The following is a 22,041-nucleotide window of genomic DNA, read 5'->3' on the forward strand; positions in this document are numbered from 1 at the left end:
AAATGACAGAAAATCAAGTTAATACATATATAAATAGGGAGTTAAGTTGGTTGCAATTTAACGCCAGAGTATTACAGGAAGCATCTGATGATAGTGTACCGTTACTGGAAAGACTAAGGTTTATAGGAATATTTTCTAATAATCTGGATGAATTTTTCAAAGTTCGATATGCAGCAATCAAAAGAATAGATCTTTCTGGACGTGATGGTAAAAATGTACTAAAAGGTAAAACGGCTAGCGAACTGTTAGAGCAAATAACCAGCATCGTAATAAAGCAACAGTCAGAAAGTCTTAAAATAATTAAAACTATCAGTGAAAAACTAAAGGAGCACGATATTTTCATTATTGATGAACATCAGGTGACTACTGAGCAAGATACTTTTATACGTAGACATTTTGTTGATAAAGTAAGTCCTGCTTTAGTAACATATATATTAAATGATCTAGACAAGTTTCCACACCTCAAAGACAGCGTTGCATATCTGGCAGTAAAACTGGTTTTAAAAGAACGTGTTCCAAAAGAAGGAACGATTTCTAAAATTTTGCATCAGAAAACAAAAGAAAAAATCTATGCTTTGGTTGAGATTCCGAAGAATATAGAACGTTTTGTTGTGCTACCAGAAAAAGACGGCAAAAAATACATTATTGTTCTGGATGATTTGATACGATACTGTTTGCAAATCAACTTCAGTATTTTTAATTATAGTAGTGCTTCTGCCCACATGATCAAAATCACCAGAGATGCACAGTTGGATTTTGATAATGATTTCAGTAAAAGTTTCATTGAAAAAATTTCCAGTAGTGTAAAATCTAGAAGGGATGGAGAGCCCGTACGGTTTGTATATGACAAAAAAATAGATAAAGATACACTCAGTTTTTTAATGGAAAAAATGGGTGTGGATAACACAGATAGTATAATTCCGGGAGGAAGATATCACAATCGTAGGGATTATATGAGTTTTCCAGACTTAGGTAAAAAGGAGTTAGTGTATCAGCCATTACCCCCTTTAACTATTCCCGGATTAAGCTTACAAGGAAGCCTGTTGGATAAGATCGCTAAAAAGGATTACTTACAATATACACCGTACCATACTTTTTCCTATACCGTAAAATTTTTGAGAGAGTCTGCAATTGATCCCAAGGTAAAAACGATTAAAATAACCATTTATCGATTAGCAAATATATCCCATATTGCCAGCTCATTGATTAACGCGGCTAAAAATGGTAAGAATGTGACCGTACAAATTGAGCTTCAAGCCAGATTCGATGAAGAAGCGAATATTGATTATGCAGAACAAATGCAGAGAGAAGGAGTACATCTAATCTTTGGTGTTTCTGGACTGAAAGTGCACTGTAAAGCTTGCGTAATAGAGAGAGAAGAAAGGGGTAAACTTAAAAGATATGGTTTTATAAGCACCGGAAATTTCAATGAATCTACAGCAAGAATATATACAGACTATACCTTGTTTACCACCAATGAAGCTATTCTGAAGGAAACAAATAAAGTTTTTAAATTTTTTGAAATTAACTATAAGGTAAGTAGATATAAACATTTATTGGTTTCTCCTCATTATACTAGAAGTTCTCTGGTGAAACTCATAGACAATGAAATCACAAATAGTAAAGCTGGTAAACCGGCAGGGATTAAGTTAAAATTGAATAGCCTAAGTGATTATAGTATGATCGATAAGCTATATGAAGCCAGTAGGGCAGGTGTAATGATTGATTTGATTATAAGAGGGATATGCTGTTTGATTCCTGGAATTGCAGGGATGAGTGAAAACATCAGGGCAATTAGTGTGGTAGATAAATTTTTAGAACATCCAAGACTTTTGATTTTTAAGAATGGGGGTGATCCAAAAGTTTATATATCTTCTGCCGATTGGATGAGAAGAAATTTAGACAGACGGGTCGAAATAACTTGTCCCATCTATGATGATGACATTAAAGAAGAGCTCATGGATACTTTTGAGATTTGTTGGAGTGATAATGTGAAGGCACGAAAACTTTCAGAAAATCAAGATAATGGGTATATTCGGAACAATAATGAGAAAGTGAGATCTCAGATTGCCACATATGAATATTATTTAAGAAAATTAGGAAATTAAATATTTTGTTGACTATAGAAAAATATGGAGCCATTGATATTGGTTCAAACGCTGTAAGATTATTAATTAGTAGTGTTCATGAAGAAAACGGAAAAACGACAAGGTTTAAAAAAACAAGCCTGGTACGTATCCCTATTCGATTAGGAGCAGATGTGTTTTTAACGAACAAAATTTCTGAAGAAAATACAGTTAGGATGTTAGACGCAATGAAGGCGTATCAACTTCTTATGAAAACACACAAAGTAGTTCGCTATAAGGCTTGTGCAACATCTGCTATGCGTGAAGCAGAAAATGGTAAAGAAGTGGCAGATCTTATCCTGGAAAAAACAGGAATACAAATCGACATTATCGATGGTACTGACGAAGCTGCAATTATTGCAATGACTGATCTTCACGATTTAATCAACTCTGACGCTACTTATTTATATGTGGATGTTGGTGGCGGTAGTACAGAATTTACATTATTTCATAATGGTAATACAATTGCCTCCAGATCTTTTAAATTAGGAACCGTAAGACTATTAAACAATGTGGTTTCAGAAAATACTTGGAAAGAAGGTCAGGAGTGGGTAAAAAGCGTAACCAAAGGGTACTCCAGATTATCATTAATAGGATCTGGAGGAAATATAAATAACATTTTCAAAAACAGTGGAAAAGGAGTAGGAAAACCGTTATCATTTCTTTATCTGAGTTCGTATTACGAACTATTAAATTCATTATCCTATGAAGAAAGAATATGGGAGTTGAATCTTAATCAAGATAGAGCAGACGTAATTTTGCCAGCAACCAAGATTTATTTATCTGCTATGAAATGGAGTGGTGCACGAAAGATCTATGTTCCTAAAATTGGGCTATCTGATGGGATCATAAAGTCGTTATACAACGAAAAAATAAAGACAAACTAGACTGTATAATCCTAATCAAGATAAAACGAATTTAATAAAATCATATTTTTGTCATAAATTGTTCCAATAACTAAATTTTAATAAATACTTGTGCGATGAATAAAATTTTACTTATAATTTTTACTTTGTTAATTAATATAGTAACCCTAAAAGGTCAGGAATCTAGATATGGTATTAGAATAGGAGCAAATGTTAGTGCTATAAATTCTGATGATATTACTGGAGATTTAGACCAAAGTCGAATAGGATTGGTAGTTGGTTTTCTAGCAGACTTTAGATTAACTGATAAGTTAAGGTTACAACCAGAGTTTCAATACTCAGGTCAGGGAAACAAAGATAAAGATTTGCGTATTGACTATTTACAAGTACCAGTTTTACTAAAATATAACATTACGGATCTTTTTAATATTCAATTAGGGCCCCAAGCGGGAATTAAAATCTGGGAATGGGAGGATAATCAGGGAGGTAATACTGATTTTGGCACATTTGATTTTGCTGGAGTAATTGGGGTTGGAGCGAATATCACAGATAACTTTTTTGTAGATCTTCGTTATGCTTTTGGATTGTCTAATGTTTTTGATGATGGAGCGGGTTTAAATATAGACGGAACAAACCGAAATATTCAATTATCTGTTGGTTATAGATTGTAATAATCTTGCTTTAAAATCCTTTCTGATAGTCAAAAAAACTTTTTTTTAAAATAATTTTTTGCTGATTAGATTCAATTAGTAGATCTTTTTTAAGTTTATTAATTATTTTATTAATAGTGACTCTTGTTACTCGAATATAATTAGAAATCTCTTCTTGATTGAGTGGTATATCAATGATGATGTTCTGATTATTATCTGATATTGATTCAAACTTTTCCATGAATTCTAGAAGAACATTGATTAGTCTTTGTTCCGCGCTGTTATTTGTTAAAGTTCGTATTCTTCTTTCTAATTGGAAATAATGTTTCCCTAGTGCAATCAGTATATCTTTATTTTTGAAATGATTTTCTTTAATATAATTCCTCACTTGTTGAATGTCAAATTCGTACAATATTGTTTCTTCGTTAAGTGATTCGCAGAAGTAATTTATGTACGAATTATCTATAATCGGGTTCGATCCAAAAACCTGTCCTTTATTTAGTACAAATAATATTACTTCATCCCCTTTTTCTGTTAGACTACTAACTTTTACAACTCCGTTTTTAATGATGTAGAATTTGTTACATATGTACTCTTGATTAGTTATAATTTCTTTTTGATTGTAGTGATTCCGCTTGTATTTAACGGCTTTTATAAGGCCATCTAATAAATTAATGTGCATTCTCTATTTTTGATTTTTTTATAGTAAATCTTTATGAAATGTTAAAATAATATCGATTTAATGTTTAAAATCATATTTGATTGCCATTATCACATATTTTTTTTATGGTAATCACATCATTTATTACTGTTCATAGCTATAATAAAGTAAAGTTTATGTTAGAATATTTATAACTAAAAAATTGAAGCTGCTATAATTTTGAATCTTATAAATATTAATTTTTAACTCTTAAACTCAAACCAGTTATGAAAGCAGATAGTCTAAAACCAACTTGGACGTTTTTTGTCGGAATTTTTGTCTTAATCTTATCATCATCATTTTTGGTAACTACCAAATCAACTCAAGCTGAAATTAAATACAAAGATTCTGTCGTTAGTTATTTTGGAAATGAAAATATTACCGAAAAAGATCTTTTAAAAGAGGCAAAACTTATTGACAAAGCGGATCGTCGTTTCGAATCTAAATGGAAGAATAAAGATCCAAAAGGGATTTCGGAAGAATATACGAGTAAAGGTGCCGTTTTTATGAAACCAGGAGTCAAACCTAGAATAGGTAGAATCCAAATTGAAAAAGAATTTTCTCTAAGTGTAAAATCAGTAGATAGAGTTGAGTTTTTTCAAGATGAATTACAGTTTTTCGGAAAAATGAATGTGGCATTTCAAAGATGTCATATGCTCGGTTATTTAGATTCAAAAAAAGAGCACGTTTTCGAGGGATCTTATGTGATTCTATGGAAAAAAGAAAATGGCCATTGGCTTATAGAGTATGATATGTTTAATTCAGATAAATAAAATTCCACACCTTCCTTAAAAGACTCTTAAAACTCAATACTTAATAAGAACATAGTACTCAATAGAGTAGTATGTCTTGCTGTAGCTAAACACGTATATCAAGTTTACTACTGATAATTACAAAAAAAATGAAAAACAATAATAAAGAAATAATATCCGCTGTGGATAAATATGGAACACCAGCATATTTTTATGACGGAGAACAATTGATTACCAATTATCTAAATTTAGTTAATGCGTTACCTTCTTGCGTCGATGTATTTTATGCTCTTAAAGTAAATCCAAATGTTTCTTTGGTAAAATTGTTACGAGCACAAGGAGCTTGTACAGAAGTATGTTCTATCACAGAAATGGAAATCGCTCTTAAAGCCGGAACACCTGTACAAGATATTATTTATTTAGGTCCTTGTAAAAAAGATGAAGAGCTTAAAAAAGCAATTGCATTAAACATATTTGCTATAGTAATAGAATCTGAAATAGAATTAGAAAGAGTATCTTCTTTTGCTAAAGAACTGGGAATTACGGCTGATGTTGCGATTCGTATTAATCCAGATTTTTCTGCAGAGGGATCTCCTTGGAAAATGGGAGGTAGACCTACTCATTTCGGGATTGAAGAACAACAAGCGATTCGTAATTTTAAAACTTATTTAGATACACCTAATGTAAATATTAGAGGTATTCATGTATATAATGGTACAAATATTTTAGAAGCTAAATCAGTATATGAAAACACTAAGTATATTTTAGAATTATACGAAAAGATTGTTGAAAAATACAATTGCGAATTCACTATGGTTGATGTAGGAGGAGGAATGGGAATTCCATATTTTAATAATCAAGAAGAACTAGACCTTAAAGAATTTCGAGACCTAATGATCCCGTTATTTAACAATTTTAATAAAAAGTTTCCCAATACTAGAATCATTATGGAGTCGGGGAGGTTTATAATTGGTACTGCAGGTTCAATGGCGGTAAAAGTAAATAATATGAAATCTAATCATGGAAAAACTTTTGTTGTAACTGATGGAGGTACTAATTGCCATTCCGCAGCGGCAGGCTCAGGAAGAGTTGTAAAAAGAAATTTTCCGATGAAAAATATATCTAATCCTGATGATAGTTTTGTAGATAAATATCAAGTTTCGGGACCATTATGCAGTCCAGATGATATCATTGGGCGCAATATTATGCTTACTAAAGTAAATGTATCGGATATTTTGTTAGTCGAGTTGTCAGGAGCGTATGGTCCTACATCTTCTCCTGGGCTTTTTCATAGTCATGGATTCCCTTCTGAGATATTATTATATCGTGGAGAAACCTACCTCATTAGAGGTAGTGATACAACAGAAGATATTGTAAATAAGCAAATACTAGTAAATTTTAAACAAGAAGAACTAATCTTAAGTTAATTGACACGATAATGGATACTGATAAAATTTTAGATATAATAAAAGAAGGTTTACTAGATAGTATTCCTAATATTACCAAAGAACAGATCTTAACAGAATCACATCTTAAAAATGATTTAGGAATTGATTCGCTTTCATCTATGTTTTTTCTAACATATTTAGAAGATAACATTAATGGTTTTGAGGTGAATCCTGATACTATAGAAGCCAAACACTTTAATACGTTGCAAACAATTTTCGAATACGTACTTACCGAAATGAATATAAATGTTTCGGTCTTATAACTTATAAAACTTTCATTTTAATTATTGTAGAGAGATTCTAGATTTCTTTACTGTAAGTACTTATTGATACTCTAGTCATTTTATGAGTATCAATAAGCTACTTGTTACTTCAACTTATAAATATTTTATAATGACACCAAAAATTCAAAATTTCTTGGAAGAATCCGTACATCTATATCCTAACGAAATAGCTGTAGTATTCGGAGAAGAAGGATTTACATTTTCTGATATAAATAAAAAATCTGATTCGCTTGCTGCATATTTTCAAAATATCGGTGTTAAAAGAGGTGATCGGGTTGTACTTCAATTAGGAAATGCTATAGAGACTGTTATTTCTTTCTGGGCAGTTCTAAAAACTGGAGCTATTGTAGTTCCAGTAGGAACTGAGCTAAAACCCAATAAAATTGCATATATACTTAATGATTCTGGTGCGATAGTTTTTATCACTAAAGATGATATAGCAATTCAGAATAAAGAACTATTAAACAATTCCGAGCTTAAAAAAGTGGTTATCCCTGATAAATCTATAAGACTAGAAGAAGATTTATTTGTTGACTTTGGCGTTGCATCGAATAAAGTAGAAAAGCAATTAGCTCCTGCGAGTATAATCAGTATTGATTTAGCTGCTATTATATATACCTCTGGTTCTACAGGAGAACCAAAAGGAGTGATGCTAACCCATCAAAATATGATAGCTGCTACCAATTCATTAAACAGTTATTTGGGGTATAGTAAGGATGATAGAATCTTATGTGCTTTACCGTTATCATTTGATTATGGTTTATACCAAATGATTATGAGTATTTCTGTTGGAGCTACTTTACTATTGGAAAAAGAATCCACCTGGCCCATATTTCTATTAAAAAGAATAAAAAAGGAGAAAGCAACAATAATACCTGCAGTACCAACGATGATCATGCTATTGTTTGAACAAAATAAGAAATATCATTTTGATTTAAGAAGTATTCGTTCCGTAACAAATACTGGAGCTGCCTTAACAAGCAGTAACATTCAGATGATCAAAAATATATTTCCAAAGGCTCAAATATTTTCAATGTATGGCCTAACGGAATGTAAGAGATGTACATACTTACCTTCGGAAGATATTGATAATAAACCAGATAGTGTGGGGATAGCTATTCCAAATACCGAACTGTGGTTAGTGGATTCTGATGATAACAAAATATCTACTCCAAATACAATAGGTCAGTTAGTAATAAGAGGTGCAACTGTAATGCAGGGATATTGGAATAAGCCAATTAAAACATTAGAAAAACTTAAACCAGGTAAGTATTTAGGTGAAAAAGTATTGTATACCGGTGATTACTGTACTATTGACGATGATGGATATCTCTATTTTAAAGGTAGAATGGATCATATGATTAATTCTAGAGGTATAAAAGTTAGTCCTAAAGAAGTCGAAGATTATATAGGAAATATTAAAGAAGTCAACGCTGTTGTAGTAACGGGTGTTCCTCATACAGATTATGGAGAAGCGTTATTTGCGTTCATCGTACTTAACTCAAATGAATCAATTACAGAAAAAGAGATTTTATCACAATGCTCTTCTAATTTAGAAAATTATAAAGTACCAGAGCATATTAAGATTATAGAATCAATTCCAAAAACTCCGAATGGAAAATTTAATGTAATTGCGTTAAAACAAAGAGCATTAAAAATCATAGAAGAAGCTAACAATACGATATCTATTTAATTATGGAATTAGTATTGGATATAGAAGGTTTTAAGATTAGTGCTAAAACCTGGGGAGATAAGACTGGTCGGCCGCTGCTTGCTATTCATGGTTGGTTGGATAATGCAAATACATTCGACAAGATAGCACCATTACTTTCTGAGGATATTTATTTAGTGGCTCTTGATTTAGCAGGTCACGGTTTTTCTGATCATCGATCAGTTAATGATTCCTATTATTTGTGGGACTATGCGATTGATATATTGAATTTAGTAAACATATTAAAGTGGAAGAATTTTTCGATTCTTGCACATTCGATGGGTACGGGAGTGGCCGCTATTATTGCGGCTGCAATGCCCGAATTTATTGATAGGCTAGTTTTTATTGATGGTTTAGGTGCTCCTTTTGTAATTAATGAAGGAGATGTTGTATCTAATTTTAGAAAATCCATAACACAATTGAAAATGGCTAAGAAAACCAAGTTGTTTGGTTTTTCTTCAACAAATTCATCTCAATTTGATACTAGGGAAGAAGCTATTAAGGATAGAATGAAGAGCAACATCAGTAGTATTTCGTATGATGCATCTGCTTGTTTGATAGGGAGATCTTTATATCAAACATCTAGTGGATATCGATGGCGGTATGATCCACGTATTGCCTTACCAGAATGTTATAAGATGACAGAAAGACAAGCACAGTTTTTTATTGAAAAAATATCTTGTGAGGTACTTGTCATTTTAGGAAAAGAGGGCCTTTTCTCAAATGGAATGTTCAACGAAAGGCTTAAGAGGTTTAAAAAAGCCAATATTCATTGGATAAAAGGAGGTCATCATCTACACCTAGAAGAAACTCATATAGAAACCTCAACATTAATAAATCAATTTTTACAAACAGAATTTTAATTATGAAAAAGAATATATTAACGATTATGGCATTCTTATTAATGATGTATACTTCTAGTGCTCAGGAAAAAGAAGAACAGAATAAAACTACATTTGCAACCAAAATAATTCATAATAGTGTTGCAGGTTTTTATCCTATTTTCTTTGGTAATTTTGAAACGAATAAAAATTTTGACATTACCTTTTATACTATTTTTTGGACAAATCCGTCTTTTGGAAATTTACCATCCGGAAGTGATCTATTATTAGAAACTTCGGTTGGATTAGGTTTTAAGTTCTTGAACAAGTCTTTGTATGTTAATCCATCTTTTGGTTTTACTAGTGGTAAGTTTTCATCCAATAGTACAGGAACTAAAATAGGAGAAGGGATTGTTCCAAGTTTATATGTAAACTATCAAAAAGGTTTGATTGATTTTGAAGGATATATATCTTATTATAAATCAATAAGAGAAGATGATGGTATCCTGACTAAAGATTATCTTTTAAATTGGATGGCTCCGGGAGTAGGTGTAAGTAGGCGCGTAGTCTTAGGAGCTTTTTATGAATCTTTTGGAATTACACGCCAGGAAGAAGGTGATCCCTTACTAGTTTATCAGTGGTTAGGAGGATCGATAAAACTAAAATTTGATAAAGGAATTGCTTTTAGAATATCGGCAGGAGCAACCTTAAATACGGATGCAGGAACCTCTGATGAGTTTTATAAAGTTTCTGCATTTATACCGTTATAAATCATACAGGAATTTGCGTAAAGCGAGTGTAAAAAATAAGTTATACTCGCTTTATACTATCCATGAATAGTTTCTTTTTTGCTTAATGATTTCATAATCTCGGCTTCAAAGTCCAGTAAGTCTTGCCATTTTTGATCAACCTCCTTTCGATCTCCATATTGACGTGCAAAATTAAGAAACATAGTATAGTGGTTAGCTTCGCTTACCATAAGGTCTTTATAAAATTTTGCCAGTTCCTGATCTTCTAACTCTTCAGAAAGTAGTTTAAATCGTTCGCAACTTCTGGCTTCTATTAAGGCGGCATATAGCAATCGATGTACTAGTTGTGTGGTTCTGCTACCTCCTTTAGGGAAAAAAGTAACTAATTGAAGTACATACGCATCTTTACGATCTCTGCCTAAAACCCAGCCTCTTGCTAGAATTTTATCGTGCACCATTTTAAAATGACTAATTTCTTCTTTAACCAATTTTGTCATTTCCTGAACCAGTTCGGTATACTCTGGGAAACTTACAATTAATGAGATAGCTGTAGAGGTAGCCTTTTGCTCGCAATAGGCGTGATCCGTAAGAATTTCTTCTATATTTTTTTCTACAATATTAACCCATCTTGGATCTGTTGGAAGTTTTAAACCTAGCATCATTTATTTCTCTTCTTGAACAATAACAAAATTAACACTTTGTAATCTCTTAAACTAGTACGTGTAATAAAAGATGGAAATAGTATTGAGCACTCTAAAAGATTATTAAGGACAATTTATAGATCAGGGTACAATCTTAATTTTTTTTAGTAAACTCATAAATTAAACCAACTTGTGGTTTAAGTTGATATGTAAAAGAAATATTTTTGTGAAGTAGAGAGTTTTTAAGGTTGATTTCAAAAGGTATTGTTAATGAAGATTCACCTCTGGTTAATCTTAGGTTGTCGTAAATATGTACTTCCGTATCGATAATAATACGATCATTATTTTTCGTCGAATCCAATTTTACAGTTTCTGAAGGAAAGTCTTGAGGTAATTCTTTTTCCAAAGAACCCACAGAATGACGAGTATCAAAAACAATTTTAGTTATTACTTCTGTAGTATCCTTATCGTTACTAAGTAAATCAACTTTTAGCAATACATTATTAGGAATTAAGATAATATCGCTTGATAATTGTGGAAGCATATTAGCTAAAATAGGGACGTAGGATTCTCTAAAAAGTAATGCGTCTAAGGTTTCACTAAAAAGAATGTGAAATGATTTGGATTCTGGAATTGAAAAGGTCACAGCGTCTGCTTGATAATAATCTTTTATATAATCTATTAAGGATAATTTTTCAATCAATTTTTTGGCAAAATCCAAGGAGTCTTTGTTTATTTCCAAGACAGAAAACTGAACCTCTGAGGTTTCGAATAATGGTGCAACTAATGTAACAAAAGGAGCATAAGGTCCGCATCCAGCATAGAATATTTGTATCGTTTCATTAGGATTATCGTTTTGCGCATCTTTAATGGCCTTTACAAGTCCTTTTAAAAAAATAACGGTTCTTTTGTAATCCAATAAGCATTGTGCTGCGTGATTTAGTGATAATGCCATACCACTCGCTGTAGGGACAGCAGCTAAATGATTGAACTCCATATCATACCCAGAAATTGTAGTTATTTGATTAAAATACTCGTGAATTTCATTAATTATATTCACATTATCCTCATGGGTACTATCTTTTTTAAGGAGCTGATTAGTTAATTTTTTTATGTTAGGTATAGGTTTTAATAAATTCATTTTGGCATTGCTTTACCACTAAAGATGCAATTTTTTTATGAATTCTGGTGGAATATCGTACTTGTATTATATATCTAAATCAAAATCTGCCCGTAACTTGTCGATTAGAGGGTTCTTCTCGCGCAGTTTTTCATATTTATCTTGTGGAGTAAAAGCATATTTTTTCGCAGCTTCTTCATTAACTTTAATATCAAGAGCAACACTATAATTGTTTAATTGCTTGTAAAGAAACTGAAATAGTCCGGGGAGTGCACTTTCAAGATCAATCTTCATGGATCGGTTTGGTAGCTCTAGATGAATTTTACCATCAATAAGCGTTGGGATATTCATAGCAAACATAGACCCTATAATACGTTCCCCTTTTTTATCCTGCATTTTACCATACGCGATCCAGGCTTCTTGCATTTCGGATTCTGTAAAGGCATCACTTGGTAAATTTTTTGGATCAACAATGGTGTCTACCTTTTTCTCTTCATGTTCCTTTTTCTTGCGAATACTACTAAGCGATAAACCAGAAGTTCTTCGTTCTCTATGCTGTATAATAGGCTTTTTTTCTGTTATAGTAACAGTTTTAGCTTGTCTAACAATACTATTTTGGAGAGGAGATTTTTTAGGCTGCTCATCAATTGGTTTTGAGGTTTCAGATACTTCAGGAATTTTTACAGAACTTTTTGAGGTAGCAGTTGCTTCATTAACTTTTTTCTTGGCTTTCTCTTTTAATTCTGATGAAACCTTAATTGGCTGGATGCCTTTTTTCTTGAAATAATCCGGAGGAATTATGTAAGGTTGGTCATTTTTTTTTTCTCCGTCTTTAGTAAGAACAGAGGCAAGTTGCATTAAACATAGTTCAACCAATAATCTTTGGTTTCGACTTGTTTTATATTTTAGATCACAATCGTTTGCGAGTTCAATACCTTTAATTAAAAATGGATGTGGGGATTTTTGAGATTGTTCTAGGTATTTTGCTTTTGTCTGTTCTCCCACTTCCAGAAGACTAATGGTTGCCTGGTTTTTACAAACTAAAAGGTCTCTAAAGTGTGATGCGAGCCCAGAAATAAAATGATGACCGTCAAACCCTTGCGCCAAGATCTCATTAAATTCTAACAATAGTAGGGGAATATTATTTTCTAATATTAAGTCAGTAGTCTTAAAATACGTTTCATAATCTAAAACATTAAGATTTTCTGTTACTGCCTGTCGGGTTAAGTTTTTTCCACTAAAACTAACAACTCGATCAAAAATTGAAAGGGCATCACGCATCGCGCCGTCTGCTTTCTGAGCAATGATCTGTAATGCATCTTCATCCGCAGTAATTCCTTCCTGTTCCGCGACTTGCATTAAATGATTTTTTGCATCAGTAACCGTGATTCTTTTAAAATCAAAAATTTGACAGCGAGATAAGATTGTAGGTATAATTTTATGTTTTTCTGTAGTCGCAAGAATAAAAATAGCGTGCTTAGGCGGTTCCTCTAACGTTTTTAAGAAAGCATTAAAAGCAGCCTGAGAAAGCATATGCACCTCATCAATAATATAAACTTTATATGTTCCTACTTGGGGAGGAATTCTAACCTGATCAATTAAATTTCGGATATCGTCAACAGAGTTATTGGAAGCTGCATCTAATTCGAAAATATTGAAAGCAAAATCCTCATCTGGATTTTCATGGCCTTGTTGATTGATGGTTTTAGCCAGAATTCTTGCACAAGAGGTTTTACCAACGCCTCTAGGTCCAGTAAATAAAAGAGCTTGTGCAAGATGGTCATTTTCTATAGCATTCAGCAATGTATTAGTAATAGCCTGTTGCCCCACTACATCTTTAAATGTTTGAGGTCTGTATTTACGTGCAGATACTATAAAATGCTCCATCGATACAAAGTTAAAAATTGATAGGAAATAAAGAATAGTAGTATTTGGTTTTTATACCGAGTTATTAACAGGTAAAATTAGTATAGATTTATGAATTCTAGTATACAAATTGTTCTATTTTTGCCGAAAGCAGATCACCTTATCGCCGTCCGCCTTATGCGGAAGGAGGAAAGTCCGGACACCGCAGTGCAGCATAACGGGTAACTCCCGTCCGTCGTGAGACGAGGACAAGTGCAGCAGAAAGAATGTACAGGTAATGCTGTAGTGAAATCAGGTAAACTCTATGTGGTGCAACGCCATGTAAACCAACGCTTAAGGGTTGCACGCCCAATGTTGGAGGGTAGGCGGTTTGATCCTGATAGTAATATCAGGACTAGATAAATGATAAGGAGTTCGCCTTTGGCGGATTACAGAATCCGGCTTATGATCTGCTTTTTATTTTTATAGATAATCCAAATAACTTTTTACAAATCCTTTAACAATAATCAATACTAATTTTCTTGTACATTGTGCAACGAAAACAAAATTGTGTTTAGGAAAGGATCCAGAATAACTAAGATTGTAATCAATCTCAAAAACTTTGGCTAATTGTATCTAACCAGTTGAAAAAATAAAATAAATAGATGAACATTGCGATTGTTTGTTACCCAACCTTTGGCGGAAGCGGAGTGGTTGCTACAGAATTAGGAATAGCCCTTGCGAAACTAAACCATCAGGTACATTTTGTTACTTATAAACAACCTGTCAGGCTAGGATTGTTGAATCCCAATATTCATTTCCACGAGGTTACAGTTCCAGAATATCCTCTTTTTCATTATCAACCGTATGAACTTGCTTTATCAAGTAAATTGGTAAATACTGTAAAAAAATATGACATAGAACTCCTGCATGTGCATTATGCCATACCGCACGCATATGCAGGCTATATGGCAAAAGAAATATTAGCAGAAGAAGGTATTTACATCCCTATGGTAACTACGTTACACGGAACGGACATAACACTCGTTGGAAATCATCCCTTTTATAAACCTGCCGTTACCTTTAGTATTAATAATAGTGAAATTGTAACTTCAGTTTCGCAAAGTTTAAAAGATGATACATTACGTCTTTTTAATATTAAAAGAGAAATAGAAGTAGTTCCTAACTTTATTGATGCTAACTTACGAAAAACACAGTTTACAGATTGTCAGAGAGAATTAATGGCGACTCCCGAAGAGCGAATAGTTACCCATATAAGTAACTTTAGACCAGTAAAACGAATTATGGATATTGTGGATATTTTCTATAATATTCAGAAGGAAGTTCCTGCTAAACTATTAATGGTTGGGGATGGACCAGAACGGGAGCACGCTGAAAAAAAATGTAAAGAATTAGGAATAAAGGATAGTGTTATATTTTTAGGAAACAGTAATGAGATTGATAAAATACTATGTTTTTCAGACTTATTCTTACTTCCATCAGAAAGAGAAAGTTTTGGATTAGCAGCTTTAGAGGCTATGGTAAATAAGGTACCGGTTATTTCAAGTAATGCTGGTGGTATTTCTGAGGTAAATGTAGAAGGAGTTTCGGGATTTTTAAGTGAGGTAGGTGATATAAAAGAAATGTCCGAAAATGCAATTAAGATTCTAAAGGATGATGATACGTTGGAAAAGTTTAAGGACGGAGCGTATAACCAGGCGTTGAAATTTGATATCGATAACATTGTTCCGTTATATGTAACGCTTTATGAAAATGCTTTAGAAACTGTATAAAATAAAAGCACCGTATGAATCAACGGTGCTTTACAACTAAACATAAATCAAAATTCTAACACCGTTAGAAGATATACCTTGCAGCGATACCTATATTGACTCCAAAATTATCTACATCGTCGAACCCAGAAGCGTTTTCGATAGTATGGATATCATAGGTAGGACGGATACTAAATGCTACTTGTAATGGGAAATCAAAACGATAATCTACCCCAAAATCAGCTCCTACATATGGGAAGAATTCACTATCGCGATCACTAGAAACCCCAATACCAAAAAAACTGTTTTTAAAATCAATATATCCCGCACCAATTCCAGGACCTGCAAACCAGTTTAGGTTATCCCATATATTATAACTCCAATGAAAATAGCCACCACCACGGTACGTATGAATGAAAGAATTGGTTCTCCAACTTAGATTGACATCAATTCTGTTGTGTTCACCAAACATTTGTCTTTGGTACGTAATTTCTGGTCCAAATCCTTCATCACCAACAACACCTTCAGATAATCTAATACCAATTGCATTTTTAGGAATTTCCTGAGCTTGTAGATTCATACTCGTTATTACTAAGATGACTACAAAAAATAATTTTTTCATGAATATAAGTTTTTTTAAGATTTACCTTTTGTAGGGTAAAAAACTTATAGGTTAACATTAAAACAGGAAAAATTTTAAAAGGAAAACCCTGAACGTTATATTCAGGGTTTAAAAAATGAAATTATTAGGACATATACTAAAATTTATATCTGGCGCTAAGACCTAAGTTAAAGGTTATATCATCATTGTTATAATCGTCAAAGTATATTTCGGGTCTGAAATCCAGTGAAATTAATAATGGGAAATCGAAATTATATTCTATTCCGACATCACCGGTTACAAAACCAAAAGTTTCTAAATCATCCCTATCATCAAGATCATTATCAAAATCTACTAATCCACCACCGATTCCTGGACCCACATACCAATTAAGACCACCATCGATATTAAAGACCCATTGATACATACCTGTAAGCTTTACGGCATTATATCGATTTCTTCCCTGAACACCAAGGTCTAGTTCGATTCTAGTATCAGAACTTAATCTAGCCTGATAACTTGCTTCTGCCCAAAAACCATCACTTTCGCTGAGGCGCAAACCGATTGCGTGTTCTGGGATTTCCTGCGCTTGTGATGAAAAGATAGAAGCTAGTAATGCTGTTGCAAAAATAAAAATATGCTTCGTCATTGTAATTTTGTTTTTTTATTGTTATCCAAATATAACGCTAGATCCTGTTTTTTAATGTAAAGAGGTTGCTTAAGATTTTGTTAATAAAATAAAGGGTTGTTACATCTTGTTTTAGGCTTTTTGAAGTTTCATATCTGTGCTTTCGAATATTTTATCTGCCGAGTTTGCTATAAAACCTGTAAACAATTGACCATCATCCTGTTTATGTCTATAGGCAAACTCGTAGTAGCAAGAAGTAACTTCTTCTATTCCTTCTATAAATTTCATTTTAACTTTGTCAGCAAGAATACTGGATTGCTCTAGGAACTGTAGGGGTGTTCCTTTTATTTCCCCACCAGATGTATTCATCATAAAACCGTGATCCTTTAGAAATTTATTAAGTTCGTTTAAATTTTTAAAACCTTCAAGCTTATTTACATCTACTGTAAAATGATTAGAGCAAAATCCATTTACATACATCCACGCTGCATACTCTGATTCATCTTGTAGCATTTTATAAATTTCAAAAGAAGGCGTTTCCCAAACCCTACCTTTTAAAATAAGATCCACTTCGCAGAAGATACGGTCATCACAATCATTAAGTAGCTTTTTTATAACAGCTTGTAACTGATCAGAGAAATGACGGGTAAGTAACTGGCTTATAAATATTTTTGGTGCATTTGTATCCTCCGAATGCTCATAATGTTTTGCATACAGTTTCTTGGTCTCGAAATGATATTCGCCCATTTCAGTATACCCCATAGCGATAAAGGGTTTAGCAAGAACTTCGATATGAGTTCTTGGATCATCAAAAGTCCGTATGGCAATATGATCATTAAAAACTGTTTCACCTTTGTTTTCTAAAAGTGACTTAACTTTATATGCAGAAGGGGTTTTACTGGTATATTGTTTCCAGAGCTCTTCAAAAAAAAGTGTAGAATTCATTCTGTAATTATTTGTTTTTACAGCAAAAATACTACTTTTGATTAATTTTATTTATTTATGTGATTGATTTAGTTAATAATTATTTTATTATATGTCAAATTGATTTTATTGTAAAATAGGGTTTCTTATGTAGCTGTAGATCTTTCAAAATTATACGTATTATGAATCATTTTGATTACATAGATCAGCAGATATTACTGCAGATCCGTGAAGATGCCAGAAAACCATTTTCTCAAATAGCCGAAGAACTAAAGGTTTCGAATTCTTTAATTCATCAAAGAATCCGAAAACTAAAAGAAAATGGTGCTATTAACAAAGCAGAATTTGTAATTGATGAGAAACAAATTGGTTACAAGACGAAATCCTATGTAGGAATACGACTAAAAGAAGCCAGGTATGCCAAATCTGTTGTTGAAGACTTAACTAAAATACCAGAAATACTAGAATGTAACTATGTGTCTGGTAATTATGCACTTTTTATATTGATATTTGCATACGATAATCATCATCTGCGTAATATTTTATACGAACAAGTGCATCAAATTGAAGGAGTAGCGGGAACAGATAGTTTTATTTGCTTTGATACTAATTTTAAAAGACAGATAACCTTGGATTCATTGGTAAAAGGGAATACAATATGATAAAAAAGGGTGACCTGAAAGTTTTAAAAGATCAGTTAGAAGGTGAACTGGAATTTGATGTACTTACTAAATCATTATATGCAACGGATGCTTCTGTATATCGAAGAATACCTACAGCGGTTGCTTTTCCCAAGAACGTATCAGACATTAAAAAAATTATAGATTTTACAACAAACAATCAATGTGGTTTAATTCCTAGGACTGCAGGTACATCATTAGCAGGACAATGTGTTGGAGATGGAATTGTCGTAGATGTTTCAAAGTATTTTACAAAGATCATATCTCTTGATGAGTCAAAAAGAACTGTAATTGTTGAGCCTGGTGTTATTAGAGACGATCTGAATCGCTTCTTAAAACCTTATGGACTATTTTTTGGTCCAAATACTTCCACCTCCAATCGATGTATGATTGGTGGAATGGTTGGTAATAACAGTAGTGGTACTACTTCTATACAATATGGTGTTACCAGAGATAAAGTAATGGCATTACAAACGGTTTTGTCTGATGGTAGTGAAGCAATTTTTTCTAAAATTTCAAAAGAAGATTTTATGCTTAAAATGGCTCAAAACACACTAGAAGGAAAGATATATAACACTGTTTTTCAGGAACTTTCATTAAAAAGTACACAAGAGCGTATACGTAATAACTTTCCAAAGCCTACTATACACAGGCGTAATACAGGGTATGCAATAGATGAATTAATAGAATCTAATGTTTTTTCTGATACAGAAGGTGAATTCAACATGTGTAAGTTATTATCTGGAAGTGAAGGAACATTAGCTTTTACAACACACATTACTTTACAGTTAGATGCATTACCTCCTCAAGAGTCGTTAATGATAGCAGCACATTTTCATACGATAGCAGATTGTTTGAATGCAGTAGTACCCGTGATGAAGCATACTTTATTTACTTGCGAGATGATGGATAAAACCATTCTGGATTGTACTAAAAGTAATAAAGAACAACTCAAAAATCGTTTTTTTATTAAAGATGATCCACAAGCAATTCTGATGCTGGAATTAAGAGGAACTAGCAAGGAAGGTCTTGAGAAACAAAAATTAACTCTTTTATCTACTCTAGAAACTTCGGGATTGTCGTATGCAAATCCAATTTTGTTAGGTGATGAGATAAATCAAGCACTAGAACTTCGAAAAGCAGGTTTGGGGTTATTAGGTAATATAGTAGGGGATAAGAAAGCGGTCGCTTGTATAGAAGATACAGCTGTAGCATTACCTGATTTGGCAAACTATATAGCAGAGTTTTCGAGTCTTATGAAAAAATATAATCAAGATGCAGTTTATTATGCACATGCTGGAGCAGGAGAGCTGCATCTTAGACCTATTTTAGATTTAAAGAAGAAAGAAGACGTAATACTCTTTAAGAAAATAACAGACGATGTTGCTGCTTTGGTAAAAAAATACAATGGATCTATGAGTGGCGAGCACGGTGATGGTATTGTACGTGCAGGATACATTCCTTTTATGATAGGAGAAGAAAATTATGAGTTGCTGAAACGTATTAAAAATGTCTTTGACCCCGAAGGTATTTTTAATCCGGGTAAGATTGTAGATGCATATCCTATGAATGAACATTTGCGATATGTTGTCGATAGAGAAGAACCAGAAATCGAAACCTTATTTGATTTTACCGATTCAGCGGGTATACTTAGAGCTGCAGAAAAATGTAATGGTAGTGGGGACTGTAGGAAATCAGTAGCGGCAGGAGGAACTATGTGCCCCAGCTATAGAGCTACCAATAATGAAAAAGATACAACCAGAGGTCGAGCAAACGCTTTGCGAGAAGTATTGACCAACAACATAAACCCGAATAGATTTAATAAAAAAGAATTAAAGGAAGTATTTGATCTTTGTCTTAGTTGTAAAGGTTGTTCTAGCGAATGTCCCTCTAACGTGGATATAGCAACGTTAAAGGCAGAGTTTGAATATCAATATCAAAAGGAAAATGGAGTTTCACTCAGAACTAAGTTATTTGCCTACAATAATAAATTGAATTCCTTTGGAAGAATTGCTCCTGGATTAACTAATTTCTTTTTTAAGAATACGGTTACTTCAACAATTTTTAAAACTACGTTAGGTATTGCTAAAAAGAGAGAGTTACCGTTGCTTAGTAAGAAGTCTCTCAGGAATTGGTGTTTCAAAAATTTAGCATCAATACAACCAAAAAATCCAATCAAAACAGTCTATTTTTTTGTAGATGAATTTACAAATCATCTGGATACGCATATAGGGATAGATACAATAGCGTTATTAACCAGTTTGGGATATCATATAAAAATTGTAGATCACGAAGAAAGCGGCAGAACATTTATATCCAAAGGGTTATTAGAACAGGCTAAAATATTAGCCAATCATAATGTTAGAGTTTTTGAAAAATTGATCTCCAATGATACCGTGCTAATCGGATTAGAACCTTCTGCTATACTGACATTTAGAGATGAGTATCTTAGGTTGGTAGATGACAAAGAAGCGGCAAAAATTCTGGCTAAAAACGTTTTTCTTGTTGATGAATTTCTAAAATCTGAAATAGAACTTGGGCATATTACTACCAGTCAATTTACTGAAGAAGAAAAAGTGATTAAACTTCACGGGCATTGTCATCAAAAAGCCTTGTCCAATATTCAAACAACGTTTGTATACCTTAATTTACCAAAAAACTTTAAAGTGACTATAATTCCATCAGGTTGTTGTGGTATGGCAGGATCTTTTGGATATGAAAAGGAGCATTATGATATCAGTATGCAAGTGGGTGAACAAACGCTTTTTCCAGCTATTAGAAAAGCTCCTGAAGGCACTATTATTGCTGCTGTCGGAACGAGTTGTAGACATCAAATAAAGGATGGAACACAACGTATTGCTTTGCATCCTATAAGTATATTGAGAAACGCTTTACAGTAAGTTGTATGATGTAAGAGCTTTATAATCAATTTGTTTTAAAATTGTGAATATCTAATATCAAAATTCGTACTAAATACTTTTTTAAAATTTATATTTGCCCTCTTAAAAAAATAGAAATATATGAGCGCTACTTGGTACGAATGTAAAGTAAAATATAGAAAGATAAATGACTCTGGGGTACAAAAAGTTACTACAGAACCGTATTTAGTTGATGCTGTTTCGTATACAGAAGCAGAGACTAGGATTAATGAAGAAATGGCTGCATACGTTAGTGAAGAATTTATTATAACTAATATAAAAGTTGCAAATTTTGCAGAGATACATCCCGTTGAAAATTCTGATCGTTGGTTTAAATCAAAGGTGTCTTTAATTGCTTATGATGAAGAGAGTGGTAAAGAAAGAAAAACAAATATGTATCTTTTGGTGCAGGCCAATGATGTAAAAGAAGCATTTGATAACACCAATAGTGCTATGAAAGGTACAACAGGGGATTATACCATACCGGCAATCGCTGAATCGCCAATTATGGATGTTTTTCCTTATTTTACTGGAGAAGAAGATCAATTAGAAAAATTCAAAGCGTTACGTGATTCTATTCAGGAAGTAGAAGAAGTTGAAATTGATGAAACTGTACCTGCTGCTCCAGGTTTCATTGCAGAAGAGGAAGAATAAGTAGTCTCTTCGTAAAGAATGTAGAGATTTAGTTTTATTGCTAGTTAGGATAAAAAGTTTTTGTACCAAGAATTTCTTTTAGGGTACAAAAACTTTTTTATTTTTAATAGTTCAACAATAGACTTTCTAATTTTCCTTAGTTTTTAGTAAC

20 protein-coding genes and 1 other RNA gene are annotated in these 22,041 nt (G+C 32.7%); 14 read left to right on the plus strand and 7 right to left on the minus strand.

The genetic code is table 11. From position 1 onward, the window contains the following. Positions 1–2 precede the first annotated feature (2 nt). From ppk1 to ACWGOQ_RS08175, 3 genes are all read left to right on the plus strand, one after another. Positions 3–2,108: a polyphosphate kinase 1 gene (gene ppk1 / locus ACWGOQ_RS08165; protein WP_452057455.1), complete on the plus strand. Its 2,106-nt coding sequence runs from the start codon at positions 3–5 to the stop codon at positions 2,106–2,108. Positions 2,109–2,113: 5 nt separating this feature from the next. Continuing rightward, positions 2,114–3,013, plus strand: coding sequence for a Ppx/GppA phosphatase family protein (locus ACWGOQ_RS08170; protein WP_452057456.1), 900 nt, complete (start codon positions 2,114–2,116; stop codon positions 3,011–3,013). Between the two features lie 95 nt (positions 3,014–3,108). After that, positions 3,109–3,663: a porin family protein gene (locus ACWGOQ_RS08175; protein WP_452057457.1), complete on the plus strand. Its 555-nt coding sequence runs from the start codon at positions 3,109–3,111 to the stop codon at positions 3,661–3,663. A 10-nt stretch (positions 3,664–3,673) separates the two neighbouring features. Here ACWGOQ_RS08175 and ACWGOQ_RS08180 read toward each other — a convergent pair whose 3' ends face one another. Beyond that, positions 3,674–4,324: a Crp/Fnr family transcriptional regulator gene (locus tag ACWGOQ_RS08180; protein WP_452057458.1), complete on the minus strand. Its 651-nt coding sequence runs from the start codon at positions 4,322–4,324 to the stop codon at positions 3,674–3,676. 245 nt (positions 4,325–4,569) lie between these two features. Between ACWGOQ_RS08180 and ACWGOQ_RS08185 the strand changes: the two genes are divergently transcribed. From ACWGOQ_RS08185 to ACWGOQ_RS08210, 6 genes are all read left to right on the plus strand, one after another. Continuing rightward, the gene (locus tag ACWGOQ_RS08185; RefSeq protein ID WP_452057459.1) at positions 4,570–5,115 is read left to right on the plus strand and encodes a YybH family protein; all 546 of its coding nucleotides are present in this window, start codon (positions 4,570–4,572) and stop codon (positions 5,113–5,115) included. A gap of 128 nt (positions 5,116–5,243) precedes the next feature. Continuing rightward, entirely contained in the window at positions 5,244–6,521 is a 1,278-nt protein-coding gene (locus ACWGOQ_RS08190) for a type III PLP-dependent enzyme domain-containing protein (protein WP_452057460.1), read from the plus strand. Positions 6,522–6,532: 11 nt separating this feature from the next. Then, the gene (locus tag ACWGOQ_RS08195) at positions 6,533–6,805 is read left to right on the plus strand and encodes an acyl carrier protein (RefSeq protein WP_452057461.1); all 273 of its coding nucleotides are present in this window, start codon (positions 6,533–6,535) and stop codon (positions 6,803–6,805) included. Positions 6,806–6,935: 130 nt separating this feature from the next. Further along, a complete protein-coding gene (locus ACWGOQ_RS08200) occupies positions 6,936–8,519 on the plus strand; it encodes a class I adenylate-forming enzyme family protein (RefSeq protein ID WP_452057462.1) in 1,584 nt (527 codons plus the stop codon). Positions 8,520–8,521: 2 nt separating this feature from the next. Further along, a complete protein-coding gene (locus tag ACWGOQ_RS08205) occupies positions 8,522–9,400 on the plus strand; it encodes an alpha/beta fold hydrolase (protein WP_452057463.1) in 879 nt (292 codons plus the stop codon). 2 nt (positions 9,401–9,402) lie between these two features. Next, positions 9,403–10,128, plus strand: coding sequence for a DUF6733 family protein (locus ACWGOQ_RS08210; protein WP_452057464.1), 726 nt, complete (start codon positions 9,403–9,405; stop codon positions 10,126–10,128). Between the two features lie 56 nt (positions 10,129–10,184). Here ACWGOQ_RS08210 and ACWGOQ_RS08215 read toward each other — a convergent pair whose 3' ends face one another. From ACWGOQ_RS08215 to ACWGOQ_RS08225, 3 genes are all read right to left on the minus strand, one after another. Beyond that, positions 10,185–10,766: a MiaE family protein gene (locus tag ACWGOQ_RS08215; RefSeq protein WP_452057947.1), complete on the minus strand. Its 582-nt coding sequence runs from the start codon at positions 10,764–10,766 to the stop codon at positions 10,185–10,187. Positions 10,767–10,902: 136 nt separating this feature from the next. Then, positions 10,903–11,889: an SAM-dependent methyltransferase gene (locus ACWGOQ_RS08220; protein WP_452057465.1), complete on the minus strand. Its 987-nt coding sequence runs from the start codon at positions 11,887–11,889 to the stop codon at positions 10,903–10,905. A gap of 66 nt (positions 11,890–11,955) precedes the next feature. Next, positions 11,956–13,755 (minus strand): DNA polymerase III subunit gamma/tau, encoded by a 1,800-nt coding sequence (locus ACWGOQ_RS08225; protein ID WP_452057466.1) that lies wholly within the window; start codon positions 13,753–13,755, stop codon positions 11,956–11,958. A gap of 126 nt (positions 13,756–13,881) precedes the next feature. On the opposite strand from ACWGOQ_RS08225, the gene rnpB reads away from it, so the two are divergent. Further along, an RNA gene (gene rnpB / locus ACWGOQ_RS08230) (RNase P RNA component class A) lies at positions 13,882–14,194 on the plus strand. 184 nt (positions 14,195–14,378) lie between these two features. Continuing rightward, complete coding sequence (bshA, locus tag ACWGOQ_RS08235) at positions 14,379–15,506, plus strand: N-acetyl-alpha-D-glucosaminyl L-malate synthase BshA (protein ID WP_452057467.1); 1,128 nt, start codon at positions 14,379–14,381, stop codon at positions 15,504–15,506. A 64-nt stretch (positions 15,507–15,570) separates the two neighbouring features. On the opposite strand, the gene ACWGOQ_RS08240 is transcribed toward bshA, so the two are convergent. The 3 genes from ACWGOQ_RS08240 to ACWGOQ_RS08250 form a co-directional block, all read right to left on the minus strand. Then, entirely contained in the window at positions 15,571–16,107 is a 537-nt protein-coding gene (locus tag ACWGOQ_RS08240; RefSeq protein ID WP_452057468.1) for a hypothetical protein, read from the minus strand. 136 nt (positions 16,108–16,243) lie between these two features. Next, the gene (locus ACWGOQ_RS08245) at positions 16,244–16,735 is read right to left on the minus strand and encodes a hypothetical protein (protein WP_452057469.1); all 492 of its coding nucleotides are present in this window, start codon (positions 16,733–16,735) and stop codon (positions 16,244–16,246) included. A gap of 111 nt (positions 16,736–16,846) precedes the next feature. After that, positions 16,847–17,659, minus strand: a complete 813-nt coding sequence (locus ACWGOQ_RS08250) for a DUF1338 domain-containing protein (protein WP_452057470.1) — start codon at positions 17,657–17,659, stop codon at positions 16,847–16,849. Positions 17,660–17,820: 161 nt separating this feature from the next. Between ACWGOQ_RS08250 and ACWGOQ_RS08255 the strand changes: the two genes are divergently transcribed. The 3 genes from ACWGOQ_RS08255 (at position 17,821) to ACWGOQ_RS08265 (ending at position 21,890) form a co-directional block, all read left to right on the plus strand. Further along, on the plus strand, positions 17,821–18,300 hold the full coding sequence (locus ACWGOQ_RS08255) for an Lrp/AsnC family transcriptional regulator (RefSeq protein WP_452057471.1): 480 nt from the start codon (positions 17,821–17,823) through the stop codon (positions 18,298–18,300). Then, a complete protein-coding gene (locus ACWGOQ_RS08260) occupies positions 18,297–21,218 on the plus strand; it encodes an FAD-binding and (Fe-S)-binding domain-containing protein (RefSeq protein WP_452057472.1) in 2,922 nt (973 codons plus the stop codon). The genes ACWGOQ_RS08255 and ACWGOQ_RS08260 overlap by 4 nt, the downstream gene beginning before the upstream one ends. 120 nt (positions 21,219–21,338) lie before the next feature. Continuing rightward, positions 21,339–21,890, plus strand: coding sequence for a DUF4494 domain-containing protein (locus ACWGOQ_RS08265; protein WP_452057473.1), 552 nt, complete (start codon positions 21,339–21,341; stop codon positions 21,888–21,890). The last annotated feature ends 151 nt before the right edge of the window (positions 21,891–22,041 follow it).

The organism is Aquimarina ulvae (assembly GCF_053613295.3).

What these genes read in the sequence shown, in the direction of transcription:
- ACWGOQ_RS08190 (WP_452057460.1), top strand. Translation starts at nt 5,244, where the DNA reads ATGAAAAACAATAATAAAGAAATAATATCCGCTGTGGATAAATATGGA.
- ACWGOQ_RS08215 (WP_452057947.1), bottom strand. Translation starts at nt 10,766, where the DNA reads ATGCTAGGTTTAAAACTTCCAACAGATCCAAGATGGGTTAATATTGTA.
- ACWGOQ_RS08210 (WP_452057464.1), top strand. Translation starts at nt 9,403, where the DNA reads ATGAAAAAGAATATATTAACGATTATGGCATTCTTATTAATGATGTAT.
- ACWGOQ_RS08225 (WP_452057466.1), bottom strand. Translation starts at nt 13,755, where the DNA reads ATGGAGCATTTTATAGTATCTGCACGTAAATACAGACCTCAAACATTT.
- ACWGOQ_RS08200 (WP_452057462.1), top strand. Translation starts at nt 6,936, where the DNA reads ATGACACCAAAAATTCAAAATTTCTTGGAAGAATCCGTACATCTATAT.
- ACWGOQ_RS08250 (WP_452057470.1), bottom strand. Translation starts at nt 17,659, where the DNA reads ATGAATTCTACACTTTTTTTTGAAGAGCTCTGGAAACAATATACCAGT.
- ACWGOQ_RS08220 (WP_452057465.1), bottom strand. Translation starts at nt 11,889, where the DNA reads ATGAATTTATTAAAACCTATACCTAACATAAAAAAATTAACTAATCAG.
- ppk1 (WP_452057455.1), top strand. Translation starts at nt 3, where the DNA reads ATGACAGAAAATCAAGTTAATACATATATAAATAGGGAGTTAAGTTGG.
- ACWGOQ_RS08255 (WP_452057471.1), top strand. Translation starts at nt 17,821, where the DNA reads ATGAATCATTTTGATTACATAGATCAGCAGATATTACTGCAGATCCGT.
- ACWGOQ_RS08185 (WP_452057459.1), top strand. Translation starts at nt 4,570, where the DNA reads ATGAAAGCAGATAGTCTAAAACCAACTTGGACGTTTTTTGTCGGAATT.
- bshA (WP_452057467.1), top strand. Translation starts at nt 14,379, where the DNA reads ATGAACATTGCGATTGTTTGTTACCCAACCTTTGGCGGAAGCGGAGTG.
- ACWGOQ_RS08195 (WP_452057461.1), top strand. Translation starts at nt 6,533, where the DNA reads ATGGATACTGATAAAATTTTAGATATAATAAAAGAAGGTTTACTAGAT.
- ACWGOQ_RS08260 (WP_452057472.1), top strand. Translation starts at nt 18,297, where the DNA reads ATGATAAAAAAGGGTGACCTGAAAGTTTTAAAAGATCAGTTAGAAGGT.
- ACWGOQ_RS08180 (WP_452057458.1), bottom strand. Translation starts at nt 4,324, where the DNA reads ATGCACATTAATTTATTAGATGGCCTTATAAAAGCCGTTAAATACAAG.
- ACWGOQ_RS08240 (WP_452057468.1), bottom strand. Translation starts at nt 16,107, where the DNA reads ATGAAAAAATTATTTTTTGTAGTCATCTTAGTAATAACGAGTATGAAT.
- ACWGOQ_RS08265 (WP_452057473.1), top strand. Translation starts at nt 21,339, where the DNA reads ATGAGCGCTACTTGGTACGAATGTAAAGTAAAATATAGAAAGATAAAT.
- ACWGOQ_RS08245 (WP_452057469.1), bottom strand. Translation starts at nt 16,735, where the DNA reads ATGACGAAGCATATTTTTATTTTTGCAACAGCATTACTAGCTTCTATC.
- ACWGOQ_RS08205 (WP_452057463.1), top strand. Translation starts at nt 8,522, where the DNA reads ATGGAATTAGTATTGGATATAGAAGGTTTTAAGATTAGTGCTAAAACC.
- ACWGOQ_RS08175 (WP_452057457.1), top strand. Translation starts at nt 3,109, where the DNA reads ATGAATAAAATTTTACTTATAATTTTTACTTTGTTAATTAATATAGTA.